Below are 18287 nucleotides of genomic sequence, written 5' to 3'. Positions count from 1 at the left end.
TCCGGCCGATAGGCCGGAACGCGCCCGGACCTGCGCCGCGCACGCCAGATGGCGGGAGACCTTCTTCGTTCCGCAAGACGATTCAGGGCTGTCTTCGATGCAGCCCTGTCCTTCGTCTACCTCCTCGGGGCCAGCCTGGCCTTCCCCAACGGCCTGGTCATCCCGCTGCTCAGTGACTTTCTCGAACACGCATCGGGGGATAGCGAGGCGCAAAAGCAGGAGGGCGAGTTGCGCGCCTTTGGCTGTTTGAGCGAGCGGCTCAAGACCTTCTTCCCCCGTCTGCCCAAGACCGTTCTCCAAGCACGGCGCACTCAGCGCCGGAAAAGGCTCGCCGGGCGATCCGACCGGAGCTCCAACGACCTGACCCTACACCATCCGCGCCGCAAGCCTGAATTCCGGCCGGCGCCCGAATGACGATCTCTCGAAGAGAACAAATTTATCCTGGTCATTCAGGCGTTTTCTTTGACGGCGCGAAGTCGATTCGATATACTTTGGAAATTGTTGGCCAAGTAGCTCAGTTGGTAGAGCAGCGGACTGAAAATCCGCGTGTCCGTGGTTCGATTCCGCGCTTGGCCACCAACCAAAACAAGCAGTTAGCCCGACTTAACACGTCGGGCTTTTTGCTTTTTATTCCTGTGTAGGCGCTGTGTAGGTTTTTCGCTAGCACCCCGGCAGGGGCGTCGTTCGTTCAGCGCAGAGTTTTTGATCTTCAGGGTGCTGCGCGACGCACCTGTGGCCCCAGATTCTGGATTGAATGGTCACTGCGGTTCATTCAACGCGGATCCACAGTTTGGACTTCAACCGAGAAGGGGCCGGCGGCCTTTCGACTGCCAGGCCAGGTACCCTACTTCTGGACCGAGACCCTCGTCTCGAACCGCCCCTTCTGCCGATAGGCCTCAAGATTGACGCCCTGCAGCTCAGGCACCCGCTTGTAATCGACGTTGCCCTGCTTCCAGTAGCGAGTCACGGAAACACCGAAACCGGCCTCGCTCGGATGGGTGTTCAGTTCGAGCAAACGATCCTTCGCTGAATCGAGTCGTGCAACCAGTGCATCGGCGTCACGTTTCAGGCTCACGTATGCCTCTGCCGCCAGCCGCCAGTCTTCGTCCTTGCGGATCACCTTGTCCCGCTCGGTCAGTTCCGGTGGCGTGTCCGTTTCCAGGCAGTGCATGAAGCCATCCCAGGCCTGCTGTATCCGCTTCCAGCGAGCCGGGTCCGGCGCCACCTCCAGCAAGAGACCCTGCTGTTGCTCACCGTCAAAGACGTACAGATGCGCCATAGCCGCCTTCGATACCATCAACTGGTGTTCGATCTGCCAGTCGTAGTGAGCGGGTACCTGGCCATCGGCAACGGCCTTCCAGAGGGTGGAAGCGCCTCCCTTCACCGGGCACTTGATCTCCAGAATCAGCTCACCGTCGAAGGTCAACCCGTCGAGACTGGCCGAGTATAGGCCATCGACCAATACCAGCGGCTGCATGACATGGCCGGTGAGGGCCTCGTAGGCAGCGCGGGCCTGTGGCTCCAGCGCCGTACCACGCGCCATGGCCGCATTGACCTCGGGCTGCCGGCGACCGGTGCGCAGTTCCCACAGTTGATAAGGCGTCTGCCACGGTGAAGCGCCCATCACCACCGCCGTTTCGGAAGCGTTGCGACACTTCGCCCGGTGCTCGTGCCATTCCGGGCTGCCCTGGACCAGTTTGACGATGGTGGTCATCACGCGGCCCTCCGCTTCTTCGTTTCAAGTGCCGCGATGACACGGGTCACCTCGCTCCTGGGAATGGTCTCCAGCGAGTCGAAGCCAAAGTACGCCAGCAACTGCGCGACCTGGGTACCCGTCTCGGCGATCAGCCGCTCGATGACCTTCTTCTGGGCAGCGGTCAGGAAATTCTCTGATCCCGGCTGCGGGGTTTCACGATCCTCCTTGGTTGGCAAATTCGTGACCTTGGCCGGCACAGCGGTGCGCCTGGGCTTGACCCCAGGTACCGGGACCTCGGGGCTTCCCTCGCCGGTCTTGCCGGAGTTGCCGGTGTTCCCGGCATCTTCCAGGTCAGGCAGGTCCTCGCCAGCGTAGATCGAAAGCCCCAGCCCATGTAACGCGATGGCCTTGACCAGGCAGCGCTGGATCGAGGTGTTGATGTCGAACGGCGTCGGCGCCAGGATCGGCCGGTTCTTGTTGTCCAGGACCGGATGAATCTGACTCAGTGTCACGCCTTGCACCGTCACCGCGACCTCGACGAAGAAGCCGAGTTCGCTCGACAGGTAGGGCAGCCCGTCGAAGCGGCGCACCTCCCAACTGGCATCGGGATCGGCAAGACGTAGTTGCGCCACGGCGAAGGGCCAACTGAGATACGAGAACAGGCCTTTCTTCTCGACGTGCTTCGACACATCGATCTGGAACAGGCGGCGGAAGGGATTGGTTGAATGGGACGTGTTTTCCATGATGAACTCCAAAAGAGAACGCGAGAAACGACAACGCCCGACCGGCACAGGGCCAGGTCGGGCGTTGTCAGGGAACCGCCGGAATGGCGGCGATCAGGGTTGCGACGTTGTCAGATTTATCGACCGCATCAATGTCGCCAAACAGTCTTGTGGTGATTGCGGGAAGCCATGCCGGTTAGCGGCAGAGCCCGCCCGGCGCCCTGGGGCGCAGGGACAGATCGCGTATTGGTGAAGGGATTGCCCAATATGTCAGCAGCACCGACGGGACATCAGCGCAGCCGGGAAATCCGGGAGGTTTCCACAGGCTTTTTCGACGATCTATCCACAGAATTTGTGGATGAGCCGGCTCTCCACAGCCTGTCCTCAGCTTTGTCCACAGAATTGCCCACAGCGTCTGTACGCTTCAGGCAGCGAGCGGCATGGCGTCGGCCGGGGTGATCAGCCCGGCGTGTTCAAGCAGATAGTCGGCTGCCTTCTGGGCTTGCGCGGAAGCGGTGAACACCGCGCGCTTGTCGCGCTTGAGGACTTCCAGCCAACTGGCGATGTAGTTCGCGTGCTGCACCTGACCTTCAAGCCGGCAGTGCGCGGCCAGGAAGGCCGCACCCATCTCGGCGATCAGCTCTTCCATCGCGTACGCCGATTCGCCAAAGCGCTTGCCGAGCTTCCTGCCGAGGCGAGAGGCGTGGCCCGTCCAGTGGCAGAGCTCATGGAGTGCCGTGCTGTAGTAGCTCGCCTGGTCCCGGAAGGAGGAACGGAGCGGCAGGTAGATGAGATCGTTGGGGGGCGAGTAGAAGGCCCGGAAGCCGCCATGACGAATCTCGGCGCCGGAACACTCGATGATCCGCTCGGCGATCTCGGAAGGTTCCCAGGCAGGTCCCGTGTCCGGTGCCGCCCGGTATTCGTTGGGCAAGCCATCGATCTGGTCCAGATTGAAGACGTGGAAGACCTTGAGCAGCGGCAGGAGCCGCTTCTCGGAATCGTCGCCCTCGGCCAGTGGTTCGCTGTCGGCCTTCTCGACCTGCCGTAGCTCGTAGTAGATGATGGTCGAGCTGCGCTCGCCCTTGCGGACATGGCCGCCAAGTTGCAGCGCTTGCCGGAAGGTCAGCCACTGGTGAGTGGTGTAGCCGCGGCAGAACGCTTCCAGGCCCAGGACGATGGTATTGATGCCGCGATAGGGGCGTTGCGAGAGCGCATTGCGCGGGAACGGATCGTCGCCGCCGGACCACGGTCGTATCCACGGCACGGTGCCGGCTTCCAGTTCGCCGATGATCTTGTCGGTGATGCTTTGATAGATGTCGTTCATTGCGAGTCTCCAAATAGGAACGCCCCAGCCGGGGATGACCCGGACTGGGGCGCGAAAGGGATGGAAGGAAGGGAAAGATCGCCTGCAGGCTATCTCAGCAGGCGCAGGCTGTAACGCAGGATCAGGCGGACCCCCTGGCGTCCGGCTTCACCGGTTGCGGCAGCGAGAAGGACCCAGCGCAGCGACTGACCGCTGCACTTCACACGTCGAGGCGGATGCGTCCCGGATAGTAGTTCCGACCGTCCGCGTAGCCGATCAGGCGTTTCAGGCCCGAAGTCGCCAGGCTGGTCAGCAGACCCGCTACGGTCGCCGCCATGACGCCGCTGAAGGTGCCCCAGTGAATCAGGAGGACCAGCAGCGTCACCGCCAGGTCGAGCAGCAGGTCGTGCTTGAGTGCCCGCAGCATGACTCGCCGGGGGAGTTTCGCCAGCAGCAGTGCGCCCGCGAGAAAGATCGTGAAACCGGTGGTCAGCATGATCTTCCTCCTTCAGGCGTTTGGGCGGGAGGACTCCTCCCACGCGTCACGGACATCGGAGGCTGCTTGACCGACGATGCCGGGCACCGTCTTGGCGGCGTTGAGGGTCGCGCGCACGAAGCGGAAGGTCACGAGCGCGGCGCTCTTGATGAGGCGCGTTTCGCTCCCGGCAACGGTCGGCGTGAGGGGGATGGGTTGAACCTGGGTTTTCATGGGGTTGCTCCTTTTGAAGGTACAAATGAAAAGCGGCACCGCTCCAGTGGAGACGATGCCGCTACGGGTGTGAGGATCAGGACGGTTGTCCTGGACCTCGACTACGGGGAAGGCTGGCGGCTACGTTGAGCGCAGCGCCAGACCGACGCAATGGGGAACGACGTTTGTCCGGAGAATGGACGAAGAAAAAGGAGTCTCTACAGCCAGAGGCTAAAGAGACTCCTTTTTCGGGGAATGGAAAGCGAATCCGAACCGGTGCGCGGGTTTGTGGGAAGGGGGGATGGGTAAGGGCGAGCGCGGGTGCGCCCAAATTTTTGCAAAATTTTTTTGTGGCTCTCTAGCGCGCCTCAATTCGGCACAGCCGAAAGTTCTCTATGGTCGAGATCAGGTTGCGGACTCTTTAACTATAGCGACGACGCGAGGCCAACAAGCCCAGACCAAGCAGTAGCAAGGCCCAGGTTTCTGGCTCGGGAACCGGTGCCAATAGGTAGCCTTCATGAGTACCAGTGTGAATGTTGAGCGCTGGGCCGACAATCCACCCTTGGTCGTTGATAGCGTTAGCCCCGATAAGTACCCAGCCCGCACTCACTACGCTCGGATCGAGGAAGCTGTTGAGATCGGTCGCTGTCGCGCCATTCCACAAGGTAGCATGCTCAGCAACGTTGCCCGTGGTGTACGACCACCCTACCACTTGGCCAGAGTTATTGATGGCGATGGCTTGGCTGTGTGTGCCACCTACCGTGCCTAAGTCAATGGTCGTGGTGTCATTCCAGATGGTCGCGTGAAAGGCAGTGCTGCCCAGGATATCTGAAGACCCTGCCACCACGCCGAAGTCGTTGATGCCGCCGGCGTGACTATTGGCCCCGCCAAGCGTGCCTAAATCGGTCGCCGTAGCTCCGTTCCACACGGTGGCGTGGTAGACGCCTCCGACGATGTCAGAAAACCCTGCCACCACGCCGGCATCGTTGATGTCCATGGCGTAGCTGTTGGTCCCGCCCAGCGTTCCCAGGTCGGTCGGCGTGGCACCATGCCAAATCGTTGCATGATACGGAGCGCCACCTGGGGCAAGAAGGGAATACCCTGCCACGACGCCGGCGCTGTTGATAGATTGGACGAAGCTTTGTGTTCCCCCCAGCGTACCGAGATCGGTAACCGTCGCACCGTTCCACATCGCAGCATGGAAGGTAGCATTGCCAGTGGTATAGGACTCCCCGGCGGCGATGCCGGCATCGTTGATGGCGATGGCGTAGCTGTTTGTCCCACCCAGCGTGCCTAAGTCCGTTGATGTCGTGCCATGCCAAACGGTAGCGTGAGTGGCGGTATTGCCGATGATGCTGGCCGACCCTGCGATTACCCCAGTATTGTTTATGGCATAGGCATCGCTGTGAGTCCCACCCAGCGTGCCCAATAATGTGAAGGTATAGGGTTGAGCACTCACCTGGGTCGCGCTCAATGTCACGCCCGTGAAGGCGATTGCACACACGGTTCGCACGCTCGATTTCATGAGGTTGAGGTTCTCCAGGTCGGGGTACGTGTCGTTCAGCTAAGCAGACACAAGATAATCTTAGATTCTGAATCAGCGTGCAGCAGCGCCTACACCCCGCGATCCACGCATTCGGCAATGGCAGCATTCGATCGCAGGTTGAGGCAGTGTCTTAAGTCAGAATTGCCGGTCCTGGTGTGAGCAATTCCTCTACTCGCTGATCTAGCCTTGATCTGTGGGTAGGTGTCTGCTGGCGGGCTCGCCGCAAGAACTACTGGTTGTGGTGCGGGAGCAATAGGTGTTGGCGGTGAGGGCGCTAGCAAGGCTGTGGGCTTGTCGGTGGTTTTGTTGGCGAGAAACGCGGCAACGACGATTAAGGTGACAACGGACCCACTCCAAGATGCCCCTTCTTGGTTTTCTTCCGGCATTGTTGGGGGCAACTTGGGCGCCTTTGGCACAACCGCTTTCTGACTGTTTATGTAAGAGATGCCCACGAAAAATGCAACAGTCACTGCGAGTAGATCGACAGCCGCATAGGCCGGACTGCCGGTTACCACACCAATGACGCCAGCAATCATCGCGATGAGCGCGAGCCAAATCTTGCTGCGTTTCACTGCCCCGACGACAAGCACCGGAACGGCGTGCAGCAGGGCAATGAGGATGACCGTAAGCGTCATCGCGGAATCCTAAGTGATGTGCGGTGAAGCATAACTGCGCATGGAAGCCACCTTCTCGCCAGTCGATGTACTAGATCCGTGCATTGGCGACTGTATTGGGAGTCCCGCTCATGAAACTGGCGTCGTGCTTGCGAAATCGCGGATCTCGCAAGCTGCCGCGTGCAGATGGTGTTGATCGGAAGTTGGGCTCGGACCATTGCAAATAACTGCTGCAGCCTACCAAGTGTCTATGAAAGCAAAGGCAACAGAGGCAGTGAGAACTGGTAGATGCCTTTGTAATGCGAACAATGGTCAATGGTGCATGACAAAGGTGAGCGGCAATTGACGCGCGTCAACCCAGTCGAAGATAGTATCGCTGACTCTGCACCCCGGCTGGTCGGCGCACTACGGCTCGACGCAGTACCATTCCTGGACCACGCTGTAGAAGCCCTCGGGCTCTTTCACACGCTCGAAGCCCCAGAGCCGCAGCGCCATCGGCGCGATGGTGACCAACACCGGCTCATAGAGGGCAGGCAACTCTCGCGTGCAGATGGCATCACCGCGTTTTCGGTCACGGTCCGGAGGTCGCCGACATACGCAGGGCCGTTCAGGATGTCGCGCCAGGAGCGCCGCCGCTCACGGCTGCGCATGAGATAGGCCTTGAGAATCACTCGGTGAGGATTGGAGAAGGATGCTTGTGAACCGGGCAAATACTGTATATAATTACATTATATCGCTACGGTCGAGGTCCAGCATGAAGAATGAAATCGAGCAGATGAAGACACTGGCCGCTGGTATTCTGCGCAGCGTCCTGGCAGCGAGCCCCGAGCACAATGGCACATTCCGGCTGGTGGTGTTGATGGCGGTGAGAAACCGCGGCAATTTGGCGGAGAAAAGCGCAGGTCAGCATGGCTGTAAGCGCGGAACTGCCGCGCTTACAGCCATGCCCCAGCGTATCCGTCCCTCCACCGCGTCAAGGGTTTGCTGCGCCGGGCTGGCGCCCGCCCTTGACCCGGCTCCAGGCCGGCAATTTTCGTGCCCGGATTTTCGGTGGCGCCAGATTTCGGCGGTTTTTGACCGCCATTGACAGGTGGTCACGATGAACATCGACGAAACGCCTAAGCCTCTCCTGATTGTGGGCAACGCGCACCGGCGTTTTGAAGATGCGCATGGCATCGCCGTTCTAAATCCGGACCAGCGGCTCCTCGACGAGATTCGACCGGGCGTCGGGTACAACCATGGCATTCTCAAGGAAATCGTCGGGGGTCGGTGCGATGCGATGGTGGAGGTTTGGCTTGCCGGCGATCACATCCAACGAGGATGCACCTATCGGGCTCGGCAGAAGCGACCGGCGAGTTTTGTGGTGCGATGAACATCGCTGCCTGTCCGGCGGAAGTCTCTCGGGGAAGGGTGATTGCCGAACAACAATATGGCTTTGTTGATGGTGGAAAGCTGACTGCCCGGCAGGAGAAGTTTGTCGAGCATTGCGCCCTCTCCGGGAATGCCACGGAGGCGGCTCGATTGGCCGGGTACGCCGAGAAGTCGGCGAAGGTGATGGCCTGTCGGCTAACGAAAGATAACCGCATTGCCGCTCGGATCGCCTCGCGCCGGGCCGAGAACGCTGCGAAGTTCGAGATCACCAAGGAAGAAGTGATTGCCGGAATCTTGAGCGCGATCGAGATGGCGCTTGAGCAGCAGAACCCGGCGGCGATGATCAGCGGCCTGGTTCAGATCGGCAAGCTGTGTGGGTTTTATGAGCCCGAGGTGCGCAGGATCGAACTCTCCGGCAGTGCGGAGCGATTACAGGCCAAGTTTGCGGCCATGTCGGACGATGAACTGCTAGAACTTGCTGCCAGGAGCAGCCACAGGGGGTTGATCTGATGGAGTGCGGCGCCGGGTGCCGGCAGCTTACTTTGAGCGGACCACTACAGGACGCCCATCAATCCACGTAACCTGGATCCCCCGTTTCGCCATCATTGCTGCAAGATGCACCTGAGCCTCTAACCTGTATCGTTCTTCAGGTGTCATTTTCAAACGCTCGATCCGCTGAACATCAGCCTGCGAAAGCTCACCAGTAAACTTCTTCAGGCAGAGCCGCTGGAGTTCAATTGCCTCGCCGAGTTTTCGCGTAAGTTCGCCGTGGTTGCCGGCAAATGCTCGTCCTAGCTGATCCAGAAACCCAGACGCAGGAAAGGCTTTATCGACCCATCTTTCCCGCTGGATTTGCTGGAGGTCCGCGAGGTGTTGGGTTAAGGCTGGTTCATCCAGACTCGAAGTATCTCGTGTGATCATGCTTTCAATCCACTCGTTCAGGGGCATGGAACCACGTTCGATGGCCAAGCGGGTGGTCGAGTCCACCAGCGAAAGCAGTTCCTGCCGATCATTGAGAACTGCATTGGGCTTGGGTCTGCCAGCGCGCGTTGGGCAGGGATACGCTGGCTCAAGAGCATGCGCAACATCGTAGAACCGTGATGCCACGTTTCTCATTCGATCCATGTCCGGCGGAACGAGTGATTTTTCCGGCGCCTGTTGAACATCGGGCTCAGAACTCAGGAAGAGGCGCGTCATGAACCCGGCGATTGCGCCTACGAATGGCGTCGCAACCACCGACACCCCGGCGGCTACGGCGCCGGCAAGGACGCCCTTTGCGAGCCGGTCGCCGCCTGAAGCCAGGGCGGCGTCGACCGTTTTCTTGCCCGACAAGACCCTGGCTGCCTCGGTGACGACGATGATTGAGACAGGCATGGCGCCGATGAGGCCATCGCTGAAGGCATCAGCCGATGCGTCAGCGACATGCTCACTAACTGAATCGGTGAGGATGTCATTGTGAAGCCCGGAATCGATGACCGTCCCGTGGTCGATCAGCTTTGAAGCCACTTCGTGTGTAGCAAGGATCGGTGTGTCGGGGTAGCGTTCGAGTGCTTCATGAACGTACCTTACTGATTCTGTCGCTTTGAGCTGGAGGGCGTCCGCAACGCTGCCATCACCATTGAGGATCTGGAGGTCCCAACCCGGCTGGGTTGCAGAGGCTGCTAGTTGAGCGTGTTGCCCAGCCTCCAAGTGGAGATCTCCCACCCATTCGCCAGCATTGAGCCGATTGGCAACCTCGACCTCGAACAGTTTGCCTTTCCAGCCGCTGATTGCACCGGCCAGGTCTTCCGTGGAACGTCCGGCGAGCGATTCGATGGGAACGTTCGGATACGCCTGTTCCCAGGCCGAGGCCATCTCGGGCGTTATCTTCGAGACGTCAAAAGCTGATTCGGAGAAAACAACGTCGAAAGCGAAGCCGATCGCTGCGGCATCCATGATCGACGTTCCGCGCGCTTTGATGTAGCCCCCTGCGAGCGCGCGCAGATCGTTGAGCTTGGCTCGCCGTCCGGCCGGTTCCCGTTCGTACTGGGCCGCGAGTGCCCTCAGTGTGTCAGCGTGATCCATGTCCAGAATCCCAGTGTCGAGAGAACCACCAAACCAGCACCAAGGGCCAACTGTCGGGTGCGTTTCTGCATCTGTAGCTCCCGCTGGTGGAGCGATGTCTGCTGTTCTCGCAATTCGCTGACCAGTACTCGATTCTCTTCATTGATCGCTTGAGCGATGCGAAGTGCCTCAGCCATTTTTTTTTGGGAAGCTGCGTGGGCCTTCTGCATATTTTGCTGCACTATCGAAGCAGCCTCCCGAAATGCGACATTTCTTTGCGCTACCGTGTCTAGAATAGTCTTTATGTCAGCTAGGGCCGCATCTCGCCCTATTAGAATCTCGTTCTTTGATGCGGCTGCAACGTCAGAAACCTTCGTTGCTACTGACTGACAATGTGCGAACACCTCTCGAAGAGCTGCTTCGTGGGTTGCAGACAGTCTCTGTTGGAGTACCTTACTGTGTGCCGAGAGATCTTCCCGTGCAACCATCTGACTCTCGGCAATACCCTGCTGAATCTCCTTGACCTGATCGAGGCGAGCCGAAGTGTCTCTTGAGAACGTCGTTTGAGCGGCATTTAGTGCGGTTGCGAATCCCTGGAGACTAGCCATGCTGGAGTCTCGCACCTTGGCAAGCTGCGTTGAAGACTGTATCGCCGTTTCGCGCAAATTGCTCTCAAGGTTCTGGTGGTCCTTTCGCAAAGCGTCGCGGGCATTCGCGCTTAGCGCACCAAGGGTTGCGAGGGTGGCAGCGGCCTGGGTGAGAATCTCGGAGTTCTGTGCCTGGGTCGCCTCGCCGGCAAGATCAAGCGCGCTGATCGTTTCACGACACTTTGCGGTGATCCTATCCAGGTGCACTTCCGTCTCACACCGTAGAAGAATAGCAAGCCGTTCCGCATCACCGACTTCCTTACTGAGGTCCGATTCCGCGGCGCCGACCTCGTCCAGGAATTCCTTCAGCCGGGACTCTAACTGTTCCTCAACATCCTTCTTGAGCGTTTGCAACTCCTTGTGCATGCCCAACAGGACCGTGCCGTGGACCTCGGTGAAATCATCAAGCAGATGTTCCAGTCGGCCCTTCTGAGCGGTTGCCTGAGTCATCGCTCCACTCCCCTGTAGCTGCTTGGTCGTGTTCAAGCTGATGGTGATGGTCTTGTTCGTTGCCTGAGTCATCGCTCCATTCCTCTAACTGCCCCTTTGCCCCTTCGCGGATTTGATAGTCCGGTTGATGGCGATGACCTGATAGTAATACGGGGTGGCCTTGCCACTGCCGTCGTCGTAATGTATAGCATTTCGACGGCTGCCCACTTTTCGCTGCTGGCGATGATGCACTTCCAACTGGAATGGCGCTGCCAGAGTTCCTCTGGGCGGGGGAACTCGTCGAGGGCAAGTTCCTGCTCGATCGGGGTGCGTTGCCCAGTTCGGTCATGCATCAAGAAGCCGTCGCCATTGCCGCTGAAGGCGAAGGGCGTATCCAGCGCCTCGGCATAGCCCAGCGCCTGCTGCATGCCGTCGCCGAGCGTGTGATTGTTGTCCTTGGACTCGATTACGGCGATCGGCAGCTTGGGCGCGTAATAGAGGACGTGGTCAGCGCGTTTCTGCTGGCCGCGGGTGTGCAGCTTGCCGCGCACGATGACGCGACCCTTGGTGAAGGAGACATCTTCCTGCACCTGGGTGGCGAAGTCCCACCCCGAACGCTGCAGTGCCGGGTTGAGGTATTGGGTGCAGATGTCTCGCTCGGAGAGTTTCTTCTTGTCTGACAACTCGGGATGTTCCGCAGAGGGTTATTTGGCATCTTACGCCCGGTGGCGGCGGAAGCGCTAGGGTTCGGGTGAAATGAACGTATTGGGCAGACACAGACTGCTTCTTGAGGCCAGAGACGGCGCTCTGAGGCAAGGTCAGCAGCGCCGGGTCTGAACCGTTGTGCAGCAGAGTATCTCATCCGCCACCAATAAACATGCGATGAACCCTCTCGGCTTCGTCTTCAATCCACGACTCCTGAAATACAGCCAAAACCGGCTTGCCAAGCGCCTCCCTGCGGACGGCCGACAGATAGGGCTTCATCTCCTGTTCGCAAAGACTGCCCTGCCTGAATAGCTGCTCTGTCATTGCTTTGGCCACCTCGCAATGTTGACCGAGCAGCCGCTCCACTACAAAGGTGCAACCAGCAAGGACTTTATCGGCCGGGACGTTGTAGCCCGATTCATAGGCTGACAGAGAGTCATACGAGCCTTCAATATCTTCAAGTCCGAGGTTGCCGTAGTGGTCGGACTCGCAAAAGAGGATCTCCGCAACGGCCCCGCTGATCTGGCAGCAAATTACTTCGAGCAAGCGTGCTTCTCGGACACTCTCTTTCTGCACCCATGCCCCTTGCGGTAGCACCAACCGGCACCGGGCCTTGATGCTCATGTTCGGCATGCTCATTAATTTCACCTTTACACCAACTGCTGCCAGTGTAATCGCCTGACCGACTGCATTGACCGCAATCTCCTTGAGAAAAGCTTTCACCTCTTTGTCATCTACGGCGATGTAGTGCATGAAATCGGCGTGAATTATCGTGCCGGCTGGTTGGGTGCTGGGTATGGTGTATGTGTTCATAGAAATGTCCTGATAAGGAAAGGTGCTGCAAAGACAACTGCTGTGCCCGCCTGATTGCTGCACGCTGTTGCGGGCACAGTTTTGCTCTGCGGAGTTGGTGCAAGTGGATTCAATGTTCACCACATTCACACCTTCACAGCGGGGGGTGAGTTGAGTGCGATTCATGGCTTGCTCGCCTTACTCCTCGGACTGACTGTGAATGTTGGTGAAGGTTGTGAACGTGTCTTCGATTGGCGCGGACTGTGCGGCGCTGTGGTGCCCCCGCCATCGCTAGCGAGGCGAAGTTCACAGTGCACCCCGTCGCGTCGTGGCTTCGTCTCAACGGACACCTGAATGCCAAGCTGACGCAGCGCGGGTGCAATGCGGCGCAGTGAGTCCCCCAATCCACGGGGGGACTTCGGCCAGTAATCCCCGCGCTCCATGCTCATGCTGAAAGCGTTGAGTTCAGTCAAGAGGCCCTTCACCGTGCCTGAGTAGGATTTCCCCTTCTCAACGAACTCCATGCAGGCCACAGACACCGGATTGGAATCCACAGTACGGCGGATAGCGTCCCGGCGGTGGTTCGTGTAGAGGTCCAGGAACTCGCCGGATTTGCCGCCCATGGCCCGGTTCATCGCTTCGCGAAGATGCGCAAAATCGGCCATGCGCGGCCGCTGCGCGGGTGGAATCGACACCGACGGCAGCAAGGCCAACGTCCTCGCAAAGAGATCGAGCAGCGCACCGAAGATGACTGGCGCGGCCTCAGTCAAGGCGAGCGTATGCTCGTCCTCGGTCATGCGCTCGCGGATCGTCGGCAGGCAGAGGGCAATGGTGCGGTCGAGCAGGTCCGCTCTGGTGATGACCGCGCCGATGCCGTTGAGCACGACCGGATTGTGCGCCTCGATGATGTGCTCTTCACCGTTGGTATAGAACTGTCGTCCTGCCTGACCGCCTCCGGTAGCGATGGTGCATAGCGCATCGGAGAGTTCAGGCGAAATGCCGGAGAGGTTTTCGAGGGAGACCAGGTGGTTGCTGCCTGCAGCGACATAGACGTCTTCCACACCCTTGGGCCGACCGCGCAGCATGACCTTGTTCGGATCGACGAAGATACGCAGCGTCTCCTGCGTCGTGCTCTTGGCGCTGCCCTGTTCGCCGATCAGTTCCAGGACAGGGTAAGGCGTGTCGGAGCGGTAGCATTCCAGTATCCAAGCCAGCACCAGCACACGGTCTTCCTCTGGGATGTTACACAGTCTCCACAAGTGATCTATGCTGCCGCCAGGCACCGGGATAGGCAGCGGGCGCATGGCCTTGTTGCGAAGGAAGCGCACGGGCGGTGAACTCACGATTTGCCAGCCTGTTGCTGTAACGTGAATGGCACGCCAACGGTCGTCACCCAGGTCGATCCAATACCCAGATTCATCCTTTGCCACGCGGCGAGCCGGCTTATGCTCGACGCCGTCGAACTTGGCGATACCAGACAGGGCATTCTGGCACGCCTTGATGGGTTCGGAGGCAGGTGCCGCCTTGAGTTGCGTGTGGGCAAACCAGCCGAGCCATTCGCGGAAGCCGAGTGAGTCGATGCGCCAATGCTCTGAGTGTATGGCGTCATCCTTGTCAGTACGCTGAAAAGTTGCATAGGCATTGCCGTCCTGGTCGTGCCATAGTTCGCAGCGTCGGGCCGCGAGATCAGTCAGTCGTTTGGCCAGCGAGTCTTCATGGCCACCGTCATCGCCGGCAGCGTGCCGGTCAACCAACGAATCGAGTGCGCAGACACGCACCGATGAGTTCGCCAGCTTGATGTCGATGCGCGCCGCTTCATACTCACGAGGGTCGTAGGCTTTGATGATGCTGAGGGCTTCTGTCGTGGTCGGTGCCAGATGGGCCTTGGGATCAGTGACCACGGCAGCTAGCACGCGCTGTAGCTCTGCGCGAGCATTCTCGATTAGCGACAGTTTTTCGGTTTCCCAATCCCATCCGTCCTCACGTGCCATAAAGAAGATGGTGCCCAGCATGACCGGGGTATCCTTGTAGCCGCCGAACGAATCCCACTTGATCTCTGTTTCGCCGTCGCGGTAGCTGCTGCCCGTCGCACTCCACTCGTCCCAGAGCGCGAAAGCTTCGCCACTGCCATCGCTGGCGTGGTGCAAGGCCATACCGACTTTCAACCAGTCCATATATTCGCAATCGGGCTCGATGGCAGCCAAGGCACTCTTGAGTTGGAGCGGGTTCTCGATTCCGCGACCTTGCAATGCCTGCATGGCCGCCCTTTCGACCCGCTTCTTGGGCAGCGGCTCGATCACGCTGGTGATTTGCTGCCAGGAGTAGGGCGGAATGGGCGTGCGGGCGTGAATGCGCACCATGAACGGACGGCTGGGATCCTTCTGGTGATAGAACCCCGGCAGGCGCAGAACGCGGGCAGGATCACACGCATTGGGGTCCGATCCGAAGTCCACCACCATGCGGTTCATCCCCTCTCGCCATGTGTCGAACTGCGGCGCTGTAGCGGGATCAATGAAGCAGTACCTGTGGAACTTGTCAGGTGACGACTCCACTTCCATATGCGGGTCGAGGGGCGGTGGCGGGGTGTTCGGGCGGTCGGCTTCCTGAAATATGGCCCGTGGGCTGACCATATTGCTCATCTTACGCCCGTTGCCATCGGTTCTATTGACGGTGACGAAAACGCCGGCGCCGCGTTGGTTGAGGTCAACCAGTGTGTCCCAGTGCTCATCAAGCGTACCGTTCAGAACGCGGGCCAGTGAGCCGTCCTTTCGTTCCTTGAAGTCGTCGAAGGTCTGGAAGCAGAAATGTTCCGCTTCCTCGTCCAGGGCGGTCAGGAAGGCGTCTGCCTGGGCACGGTTGGGAGTAAGCCGGCAAGCTGCAGAGCCCGTGGTGTTGGCGGGGTTGGCATCCATTACAGAACCTCCCCGTGCAGGAGTTTCTGAAGGTCGCTAACTTTCCAGGCCAGACGCCCGTTGATGCGGATTGGCCGGATCGGGCCGCATTCGAGGCAGGCCCACTTGCGTAGGGTCTGAGGGCGGCGTTGGAGTACGGCCGCTGCCTCGTCAGTGGGAAGAATTTCGGGCAATCCGGCCCGACAACCCATAAGGGAATTGAGAGTTTGCATCGTCTTTTTTCCTTCTGCGGATTCCCGCGTATTAATGACGATTGCAAAGCTATTCCCGAAATGGATGTCCTCCGATAGGTGCGGCGGCAAACATCGCCTAGCGGCGGTAAGCGGCGGTTATCCTCCCTTCTCGGCGCGTCTTCTTAGCCGCTTTTGGAGTGCCTCCTTGGTGAGCCATTTGGGCTTATTCTCCGCGTCTGTGTAGGCCAAACTACTGCCTTCAATCTTGCCGGTAAACGGCCCGTCTTCACTCAAGGCCAACTCCCGAAGCTGCTGATACACGGAAGCAGTGTTTTGGCTGCCGGCCTTCTCGATGGCTTTATCAATCACCGGGTCGAGAATGTTGGTTCGGGTTGCTATGCGATGCGTCCGTATTGGATCAATCACCCTGCCAGGAGCGGCCTTCGGCGTATCGCTGACCTCGGCGACAACATGGCTAGGCGCCGAAGTAACCTCCGGCGTCCCCTTGTCGCAATACCTCCACAGCTTTCCTTCGAGCCCAGGTGGCAACATGGCTGTCAGGCACAGGCTTTCACCTGCAGGTTGAAAGAGTTCGGCATCCAGTTCGTCGATTTCCTCCAAGTCAGGACTTGGTTTTTCAAGTGCAACCTGCCATTCGCGGAGCCGGTGCTTGTCGCCCTCACTGCGGATCATTGGTCTGGTCATTGAATACCAGGACTCGAACTCGTTGAGCCATACAAAGACGTTGTCAGGCAGGCTCAATATGGCGTCGATTCGCCAGGGGCCATGGTTTTCATCAATGGCGCCTTCACGCTCGTTGCCCTGCAGTCGCTTCGTCAGACTATTCAGAGTGATGACTGGATCCTTCCACTGACTTGCCGGTATCGGCTTGTAGTGGTCCTGGTCGAACATTTGGTACGCACACAAGGCGTAGCGGCTAGCAATTCTCAGACCCTGTCCGCAATCGACGGTCGCCGGTTCAGCAAGCGCTCTGACGATGCTGTCAGGCGATTCCCTCCAGGCCGTTACGTACGGGATCGCTCGAATCGGCAAGGCTTCGCGCCCACCAATCATGACTGTCCATCGTCCATTGTTCATGCAGCTCATCCTCCCGCGTTCTCTTTTGATTGAAGCTCCAGACAACTCGGCGAAGGTTCCAAATTTGCACGCCGTCGGGGTAGTCTGGTGTTCGTGCTCGGTCAAACCGCGGTCAACATGCGCAGGCCGGAGTTTGAATGTTCAAATTCGATGCCCGCCTGCTCCAGCATCCAGGACTCAATCTTGACATGCCAGCTACGCAATAGATCGAGGGGTCGGACGCGGTAATGCTTCTCGGCGGTCGCGCTCGGTTTGTGGCCCATGATCTGCGCCGCCACGCCTACCGGACATTCTACCCACTCGGATAGCGTGCCGAAGGAGCGGCGCAGGCCATGCAGGGTCAAGCCATCGATGCCGGCAATAGCACAAACCCTCCGATGTTGAATGCTTGGCTCGCGAAGCCGGCCAGAGGCAGCCAGGGGGCTGCTGAACACCCATTCATTACGACGCGGCAGCCTTGTGAGCAGCGCCGCGACGAAGGGCGTCAAAGGAATGGTGCGCTCTCCCTCGACTTTGTCATGGATCGTGATCGACTGCCAGCGGAAGTCGACGTCCTCCCATTTCAGCCCGGCCAGTTCCTCTCGTCGTGCACCAACCAGCAGCAAGACTTGCAAGTACGCCGAGATCACGGGGTTGCTGATGGTCCGAACAGCGGAGAACCACGCTGGCAGTTGCTCACGTTGCAGGCAATCGTCTTTGGCATGTTTCTTTGGCAGTTCCTCTTTCACTATGCGCGCCTGACACACTGTGGCGTTGGCGATACTGTGGTATTCGGGCGTTTCTGCACACCAATTGAGGAAGGCCCTGAAGAGCCGGAAGGCAAGGGCAGCTTGCGTGGGACGCCGAGCAGACTCGTCTCGTAGCCAAGCCTTCACTCGCTCCGAGTCGATTTCAGTCATCTTGAGGGGCATCAATGCGGCCAGGGCACCATGCGCTTTGTCATCGCCACAGTAGGCAAGTTTCTGATGGTCGGCTAGATGGCGGACGCTCCATTTGGGGCGACGAGCCTCGACGTAGCAATTCCATACTGCACCGACGGTAACGTTACCGCGCTTGAACTCTGCCTCCTGAGCCGCCGCAGCGGCAGCGTGCTGGGCCTTCTGTTGGCGCGGATCAATACCCTGGTCAGTCAGCATCTTGAGGCGCGTTGCCTCAGCCTGAGCGTCGCCGACTGTCCAAGTGCGCACGTCGCCGATGGATAGCCGGATGGTCTTGCCATTTAGCCTCGACTCGAAGACATATGTCTTGGTGCCGGCAAAGGTGACTCGCAGCCCGAGGCCAGGCGCCTTGCCATCCCAGTATACGGTCTGGTTGTTCTTGCCTTCGGCGCTTGGTTGAAACCTGAACGCCGCAACCCTGCCAGCCGTGAAATTCTCTCGATTTGTCATTATGACCTCCAACGTGTAGGCACCATGTAGGCAAATTTTATCAACATTGAGGAATAGAATGAAGCATAAACAGGACGTGCATTGAGTTTAAATAATTGTTTTATATACTTTACTGCCTACTCAATGAGCTTAGATCAACGCGACGGAATGCAAAAAATAT

19 protein-coding genes and 1 tRNA gene are annotated in these 18287 nt (G+C 58.9%); 4 read left to right on the top strand and 16 right to left on the bottom strand.

The window, feature by feature from the left end; translation table 11 throughout:
* A partial coding sequence (locus tag CAPSK01_RS21835) for a hypothetical protein (RefSeq protein ID WP_273703088.1) occupies positions 1-300 on the bottom strand: 300 nt, incomplete at its 3' end.
* A 203-nt stretch (positions 301-503) separates the two neighbouring features.
* On the opposite strand from CAPSK01_RS21835, the gene CAPSK01_RS04580 reads away from it, so the two are divergent.
* Positions 504-579, top strand: a tRNA-Phe gene (locus tag CAPSK01_RS04580).
* A gap of 265 nt (positions 580-844) precedes the next feature.
* Here the strand turns inward: CAPSK01_RS04580 and CAPSK01_RS21830 are convergent.
* From CAPSK01_RS21830 to CAPSK01_RS04545, 7 genes are all read right to left on the bottom strand, one after another.
* Positions 845-1714 carry a YqaJ viral recombinase family protein gene (locus tag CAPSK01_RS21830; protein WP_273703087.1) on the bottom strand — a complete coding sequence of 290 codons (870 nt, stop codon included), beginning with the start codon at positions 1712-1714 and terminating at the stop codon, positions 845-847.
* Positions 1714-2439, bottom strand: coding sequence for a DUF1071 domain-containing protein (locus CAPSK01_RS21825; protein ID WP_273703086.1), 726 nt, complete (start codon positions 2437-2439; stop codon positions 1714-1716). The genes CAPSK01_RS21830 and CAPSK01_RS21825 overlap by 1 nt, the downstream gene beginning before the upstream one ends.
* Positions 2440-2842: 403 nt before the next feature.
* Positions 2843-3742: a zincin-like metallopeptidase domain-containing protein gene (locus CAPSK01_RS04565; RefSeq protein ID WP_273703085.1), complete on the bottom strand. Its 900-nt coding sequence runs from the start codon at positions 3740-3742 to the stop codon at positions 2843-2845.
* Positions 3743-3941: 199 nt separating this feature from the next.
* Positions 3942-4217, bottom strand: a complete 276-nt coding sequence (locus CAPSK01_RS04560) for a hypothetical protein (protein ID WP_034923148.1) — start codon at positions 4215-4217, stop codon at positions 3942-3944.
* 12 nt (positions 4218-4229) lie between these two features.
* Positions 4230-4430, bottom strand: a complete 201-nt coding sequence (locus CAPSK01_RS04555) for a hypothetical protein (protein WP_034923147.1) — start codon at positions 4428-4430, stop codon at positions 4230-4232.
* A gap of 400 nt (positions 4431-4830) precedes the next feature.
* Positions 4831-5934, bottom strand: coding sequence for a PEP-CTERM sorting domain-containing protein (locus CAPSK01_RS04550; protein ID WP_273703084.1), 1104 nt, complete (start codon positions 5932-5934; stop codon positions 4831-4833).
* An 89-nt stretch (positions 5935-6023) separates the two neighbouring features.
* Complete coding sequence (locus CAPSK01_RS04545) at positions 6024-6590, bottom strand: hypothetical protein (RefSeq protein WP_034923146.1); 567 nt, start codon at positions 6588-6590, stop codon at positions 6024-6026.
* Between the two features lie 733 nt (positions 6591-7323).
* Here CAPSK01_RS04545 and CAPSK01_RS04540 point away from each other — a divergent pair.
* Genes CAPSK01_RS04540 through CAPSK01_RS21820 form a run of 3 tightly spaced genes read left to right on the top strand, consistent with a single transcriptional unit; the run spans position 7324 to position 8450 of the window.
* Entirely contained in the window at positions 7324-7656 is a 333-nt protein-coding gene (locus CAPSK01_RS04540) for a hypothetical protein (RefSeq protein WP_273703083.1), read from the top strand.
* Positions 7657-7668: 12 nt separating this feature from the next.
* Positions 7669-7941 (top strand): hypothetical protein, encoded by a 273-nt coding sequence (locus CAPSK01_RS04535; protein WP_034923144.1) that lies wholly within the window; start codon positions 7669-7671, stop codon positions 7939-7941.
* Positions 7938-8450, top strand: coding sequence for a terminase small subunit (locus tag CAPSK01_RS21820; RefSeq protein ID WP_273703082.1), 513 nt, complete (start codon positions 7938-7940; stop codon positions 8448-8450). Before CAPSK01_RS04535 ends, CAPSK01_RS21820 begins: the two co-directional genes overlap by 4 nt.
* Before the next feature lie 27 nt (positions 8451-8477).
* On the opposite strand, the gene CAPSK01_RS04525 is transcribed toward CAPSK01_RS21820, so the two are convergent.
* From CAPSK01_RS04525 to CAPSK01_RS04490, 8 genes are all read right to left on the bottom strand, one after another.
* Complete coding sequence (locus CAPSK01_RS04525; RefSeq protein WP_273703081.1) at positions 8478-10004, bottom strand: hypothetical protein; 1527 nt, start codon at positions 10002-10004, stop codon at positions 8478-8480.
* Positions 9983-11152, bottom strand: a complete 1170-nt coding sequence (locus CAPSK01_RS04520) for a hypothetical protein (RefSeq protein WP_034923140.1) — start codon at positions 11150-11152, stop codon at positions 9983-9985. Before CAPSK01_RS04520 ends, CAPSK01_RS04525 begins: the two co-directional genes overlap by 22 nt.
* On the bottom strand, positions 11149-11742 hold the full coding sequence (locus CAPSK01_RS04515; RefSeq protein ID WP_034923138.1) for a type I restriction enzyme HsdR N-terminal domain-containing protein: 594 nt from the start codon (positions 11740-11742) through the stop codon (positions 11149-11151). The genes CAPSK01_RS04520 and CAPSK01_RS04515 overlap by 4 nt, the downstream gene beginning before the upstream one ends.
* Before the next feature lie 175 nt (positions 11743-11917).
* Positions 11918-12742, bottom strand: a complete 825-nt coding sequence (locus CAPSK01_RS04510; RefSeq protein WP_273703080.1) for a hypothetical protein — start codon at positions 12740-12742, stop codon at positions 11918-11920.
* The gene (locus CAPSK01_RS21815) at positions 12739-15468 is read right to left on the bottom strand and encodes a PriCT-2 domain-containing protein (protein WP_273703079.1); all 2730 of its coding nucleotides are present in this window, start codon (positions 15466-15468) and stop codon (positions 12739-12741) included. Before CAPSK01_RS21815 ends, CAPSK01_RS04510 begins: the two co-directional genes overlap by 4 nt.
* Positions 15468-15659 carry a DNA-binding protein gene (locus CAPSK01_RS04500; protein ID WP_273703111.1) on the bottom strand — a complete coding sequence of 64 codons (192 nt, stop codon included), beginning with the start codon at positions 15657-15659 and terminating at the stop codon, positions 15468-15470. Before CAPSK01_RS04500 ends, CAPSK01_RS21815 begins: the two co-directional genes overlap by 1 nt.
* A 138-nt stretch (positions 15660-15797) precedes the next feature.
* Positions 15798-16739: a hypothetical protein gene (locus CAPSK01_RS04495; protein WP_273703078.1), complete on the bottom strand. Its 942-nt coding sequence runs from the start codon at positions 16737-16739 to the stop codon at positions 15798-15800.
* Positions 16740-16840: 101 nt separating this feature from the next.
* The gene (locus CAPSK01_RS04490; protein WP_273703077.1) at positions 16841-18139 is read right to left on the bottom strand and encodes a site-specific integrase; all 1299 of its coding nucleotides are present in this window, start codon (positions 18137-18139) and stop codon (positions 16841-16843) included.
* Between the last annotated feature and the right edge of the window lie 148 nt (positions 18140-18287).

It is taken from the genome of Candidatus Accumulibacter vicinus (genome assembly GCF_000584955.1).
Taxonomy (GTDB): Bacteria; Pseudomonadota; Gammaproteobacteria; order Burkholderiales; family Rhodocyclaceae; genus Accumulibacter; species Accumulibacter vicinus.
Note: the sequence above shows the minus strand (reverse complement) of the source record. Positions and strands in the feature narration are given on the sequence as shown.

Bases quoted from the DNA above. Each gene is read 5' to 3' on its own strand.
- CAPSK01_RS04535 (WP_034923144.1), top strand. From the start codon at position 7,669: ATGAACATCGACGAAACGCCTAAGCCTCTCCTGATTGTGGGCAACGCG.
- CAPSK01_RS04555 (WP_034923147.1), bottom strand. From the start codon at position 4,430: ATGAAAACCCAGGTTCAACCCATCCCCCTCACGCCGACCGTTGCCGGG.
- CAPSK01_RS04500 (WP_273703111.1), bottom strand. From the start codon at position 15,659: ATGGGTTGTCGGGCCGGATTGCCCGAAATTCTTCCCACTGACGAGGCA.
- CAPSK01_RS04520 (WP_034923140.1), bottom strand. From the start codon at position 11,152: ATGACTCAGGCAACGAACAAGACCATCACCATCAGCTTGAACACGACC.
- CAPSK01_RS04510 (WP_273703080.1), bottom strand. From the start codon at position 12,742: ATGAATCGCACTCAACTCACCCCCCGCTGTGAAGGTGTGAATGTGGTG.
- CAPSK01_RS04560 (WP_034923148.1), bottom strand. From the start codon at position 4,217: ATGCTGACCACCGGTTTCACGATCTTTCTCGCGGGCGCACTGCTGCTG.
- CAPSK01_RS04495 (WP_273703078.1), bottom strand. From the start codon at position 16,739: ATGAACAATGGACGATGGACAGTCATGATTGGTGGGCGCGAAGCCTTG.
- CAPSK01_RS21820 (WP_273703082.1), top strand. From the start codon at position 7,938: ATGAACATCGCTGCCTGTCCGGCGGAAGTCTCTCGGGGAAGGGTGATT.
- CAPSK01_RS04540 (WP_273703083.1), top strand. From the start codon at position 7,324: ATGAAGAATGAAATCGAGCAGATGAAGACACTGGCCGCTGGTATTCTG.
- CAPSK01_RS21815 (WP_273703079.1), bottom strand. From the start codon at position 15,468: ATGGATGCCAACCCCGCCAACACCACGGGCTCTGCAGCTTGCCGGCTT.
- CAPSK01_RS21825 (WP_273703086.1), bottom strand. From the start codon at position 2,439: ATGGAAAACACGTCCCATTCAACCAATCCCTTCCGCCGCCTGTTCCAG.
- CAPSK01_RS21830 (WP_273703087.1), bottom strand. From the start codon at position 1,714: ATGACCACCATCGTCAAACTGGTCCAGGGCAGCCCGGAATGGCACGAG.
- CAPSK01_RS04550 (WP_273703084.1), bottom strand. From the start codon at position 5,934: ATGAAATCGAGCGTGCGAACCGTGTGTGCAATCGCCTTCACGGGCGTG.
- CAPSK01_RS04545 (WP_034923146.1), bottom strand. From the start codon at position 6,590: ATGACGCTTACGGTCATCCTCATTGCCCTGCTGCACGCCGTTCCGGTG.
- CAPSK01_RS04565 (WP_273703085.1), bottom strand. From the start codon at position 3,742: ATGAACGACATCTATCAAAGCATCACCGACAAGATCATCGGCGAACTG.
- CAPSK01_RS04525 (WP_273703081.1), bottom strand. From the start codon at position 10,004: ATGGATCACGCTGACACACTGAGGGCACTCGCGGCCCAGTACGAACGG.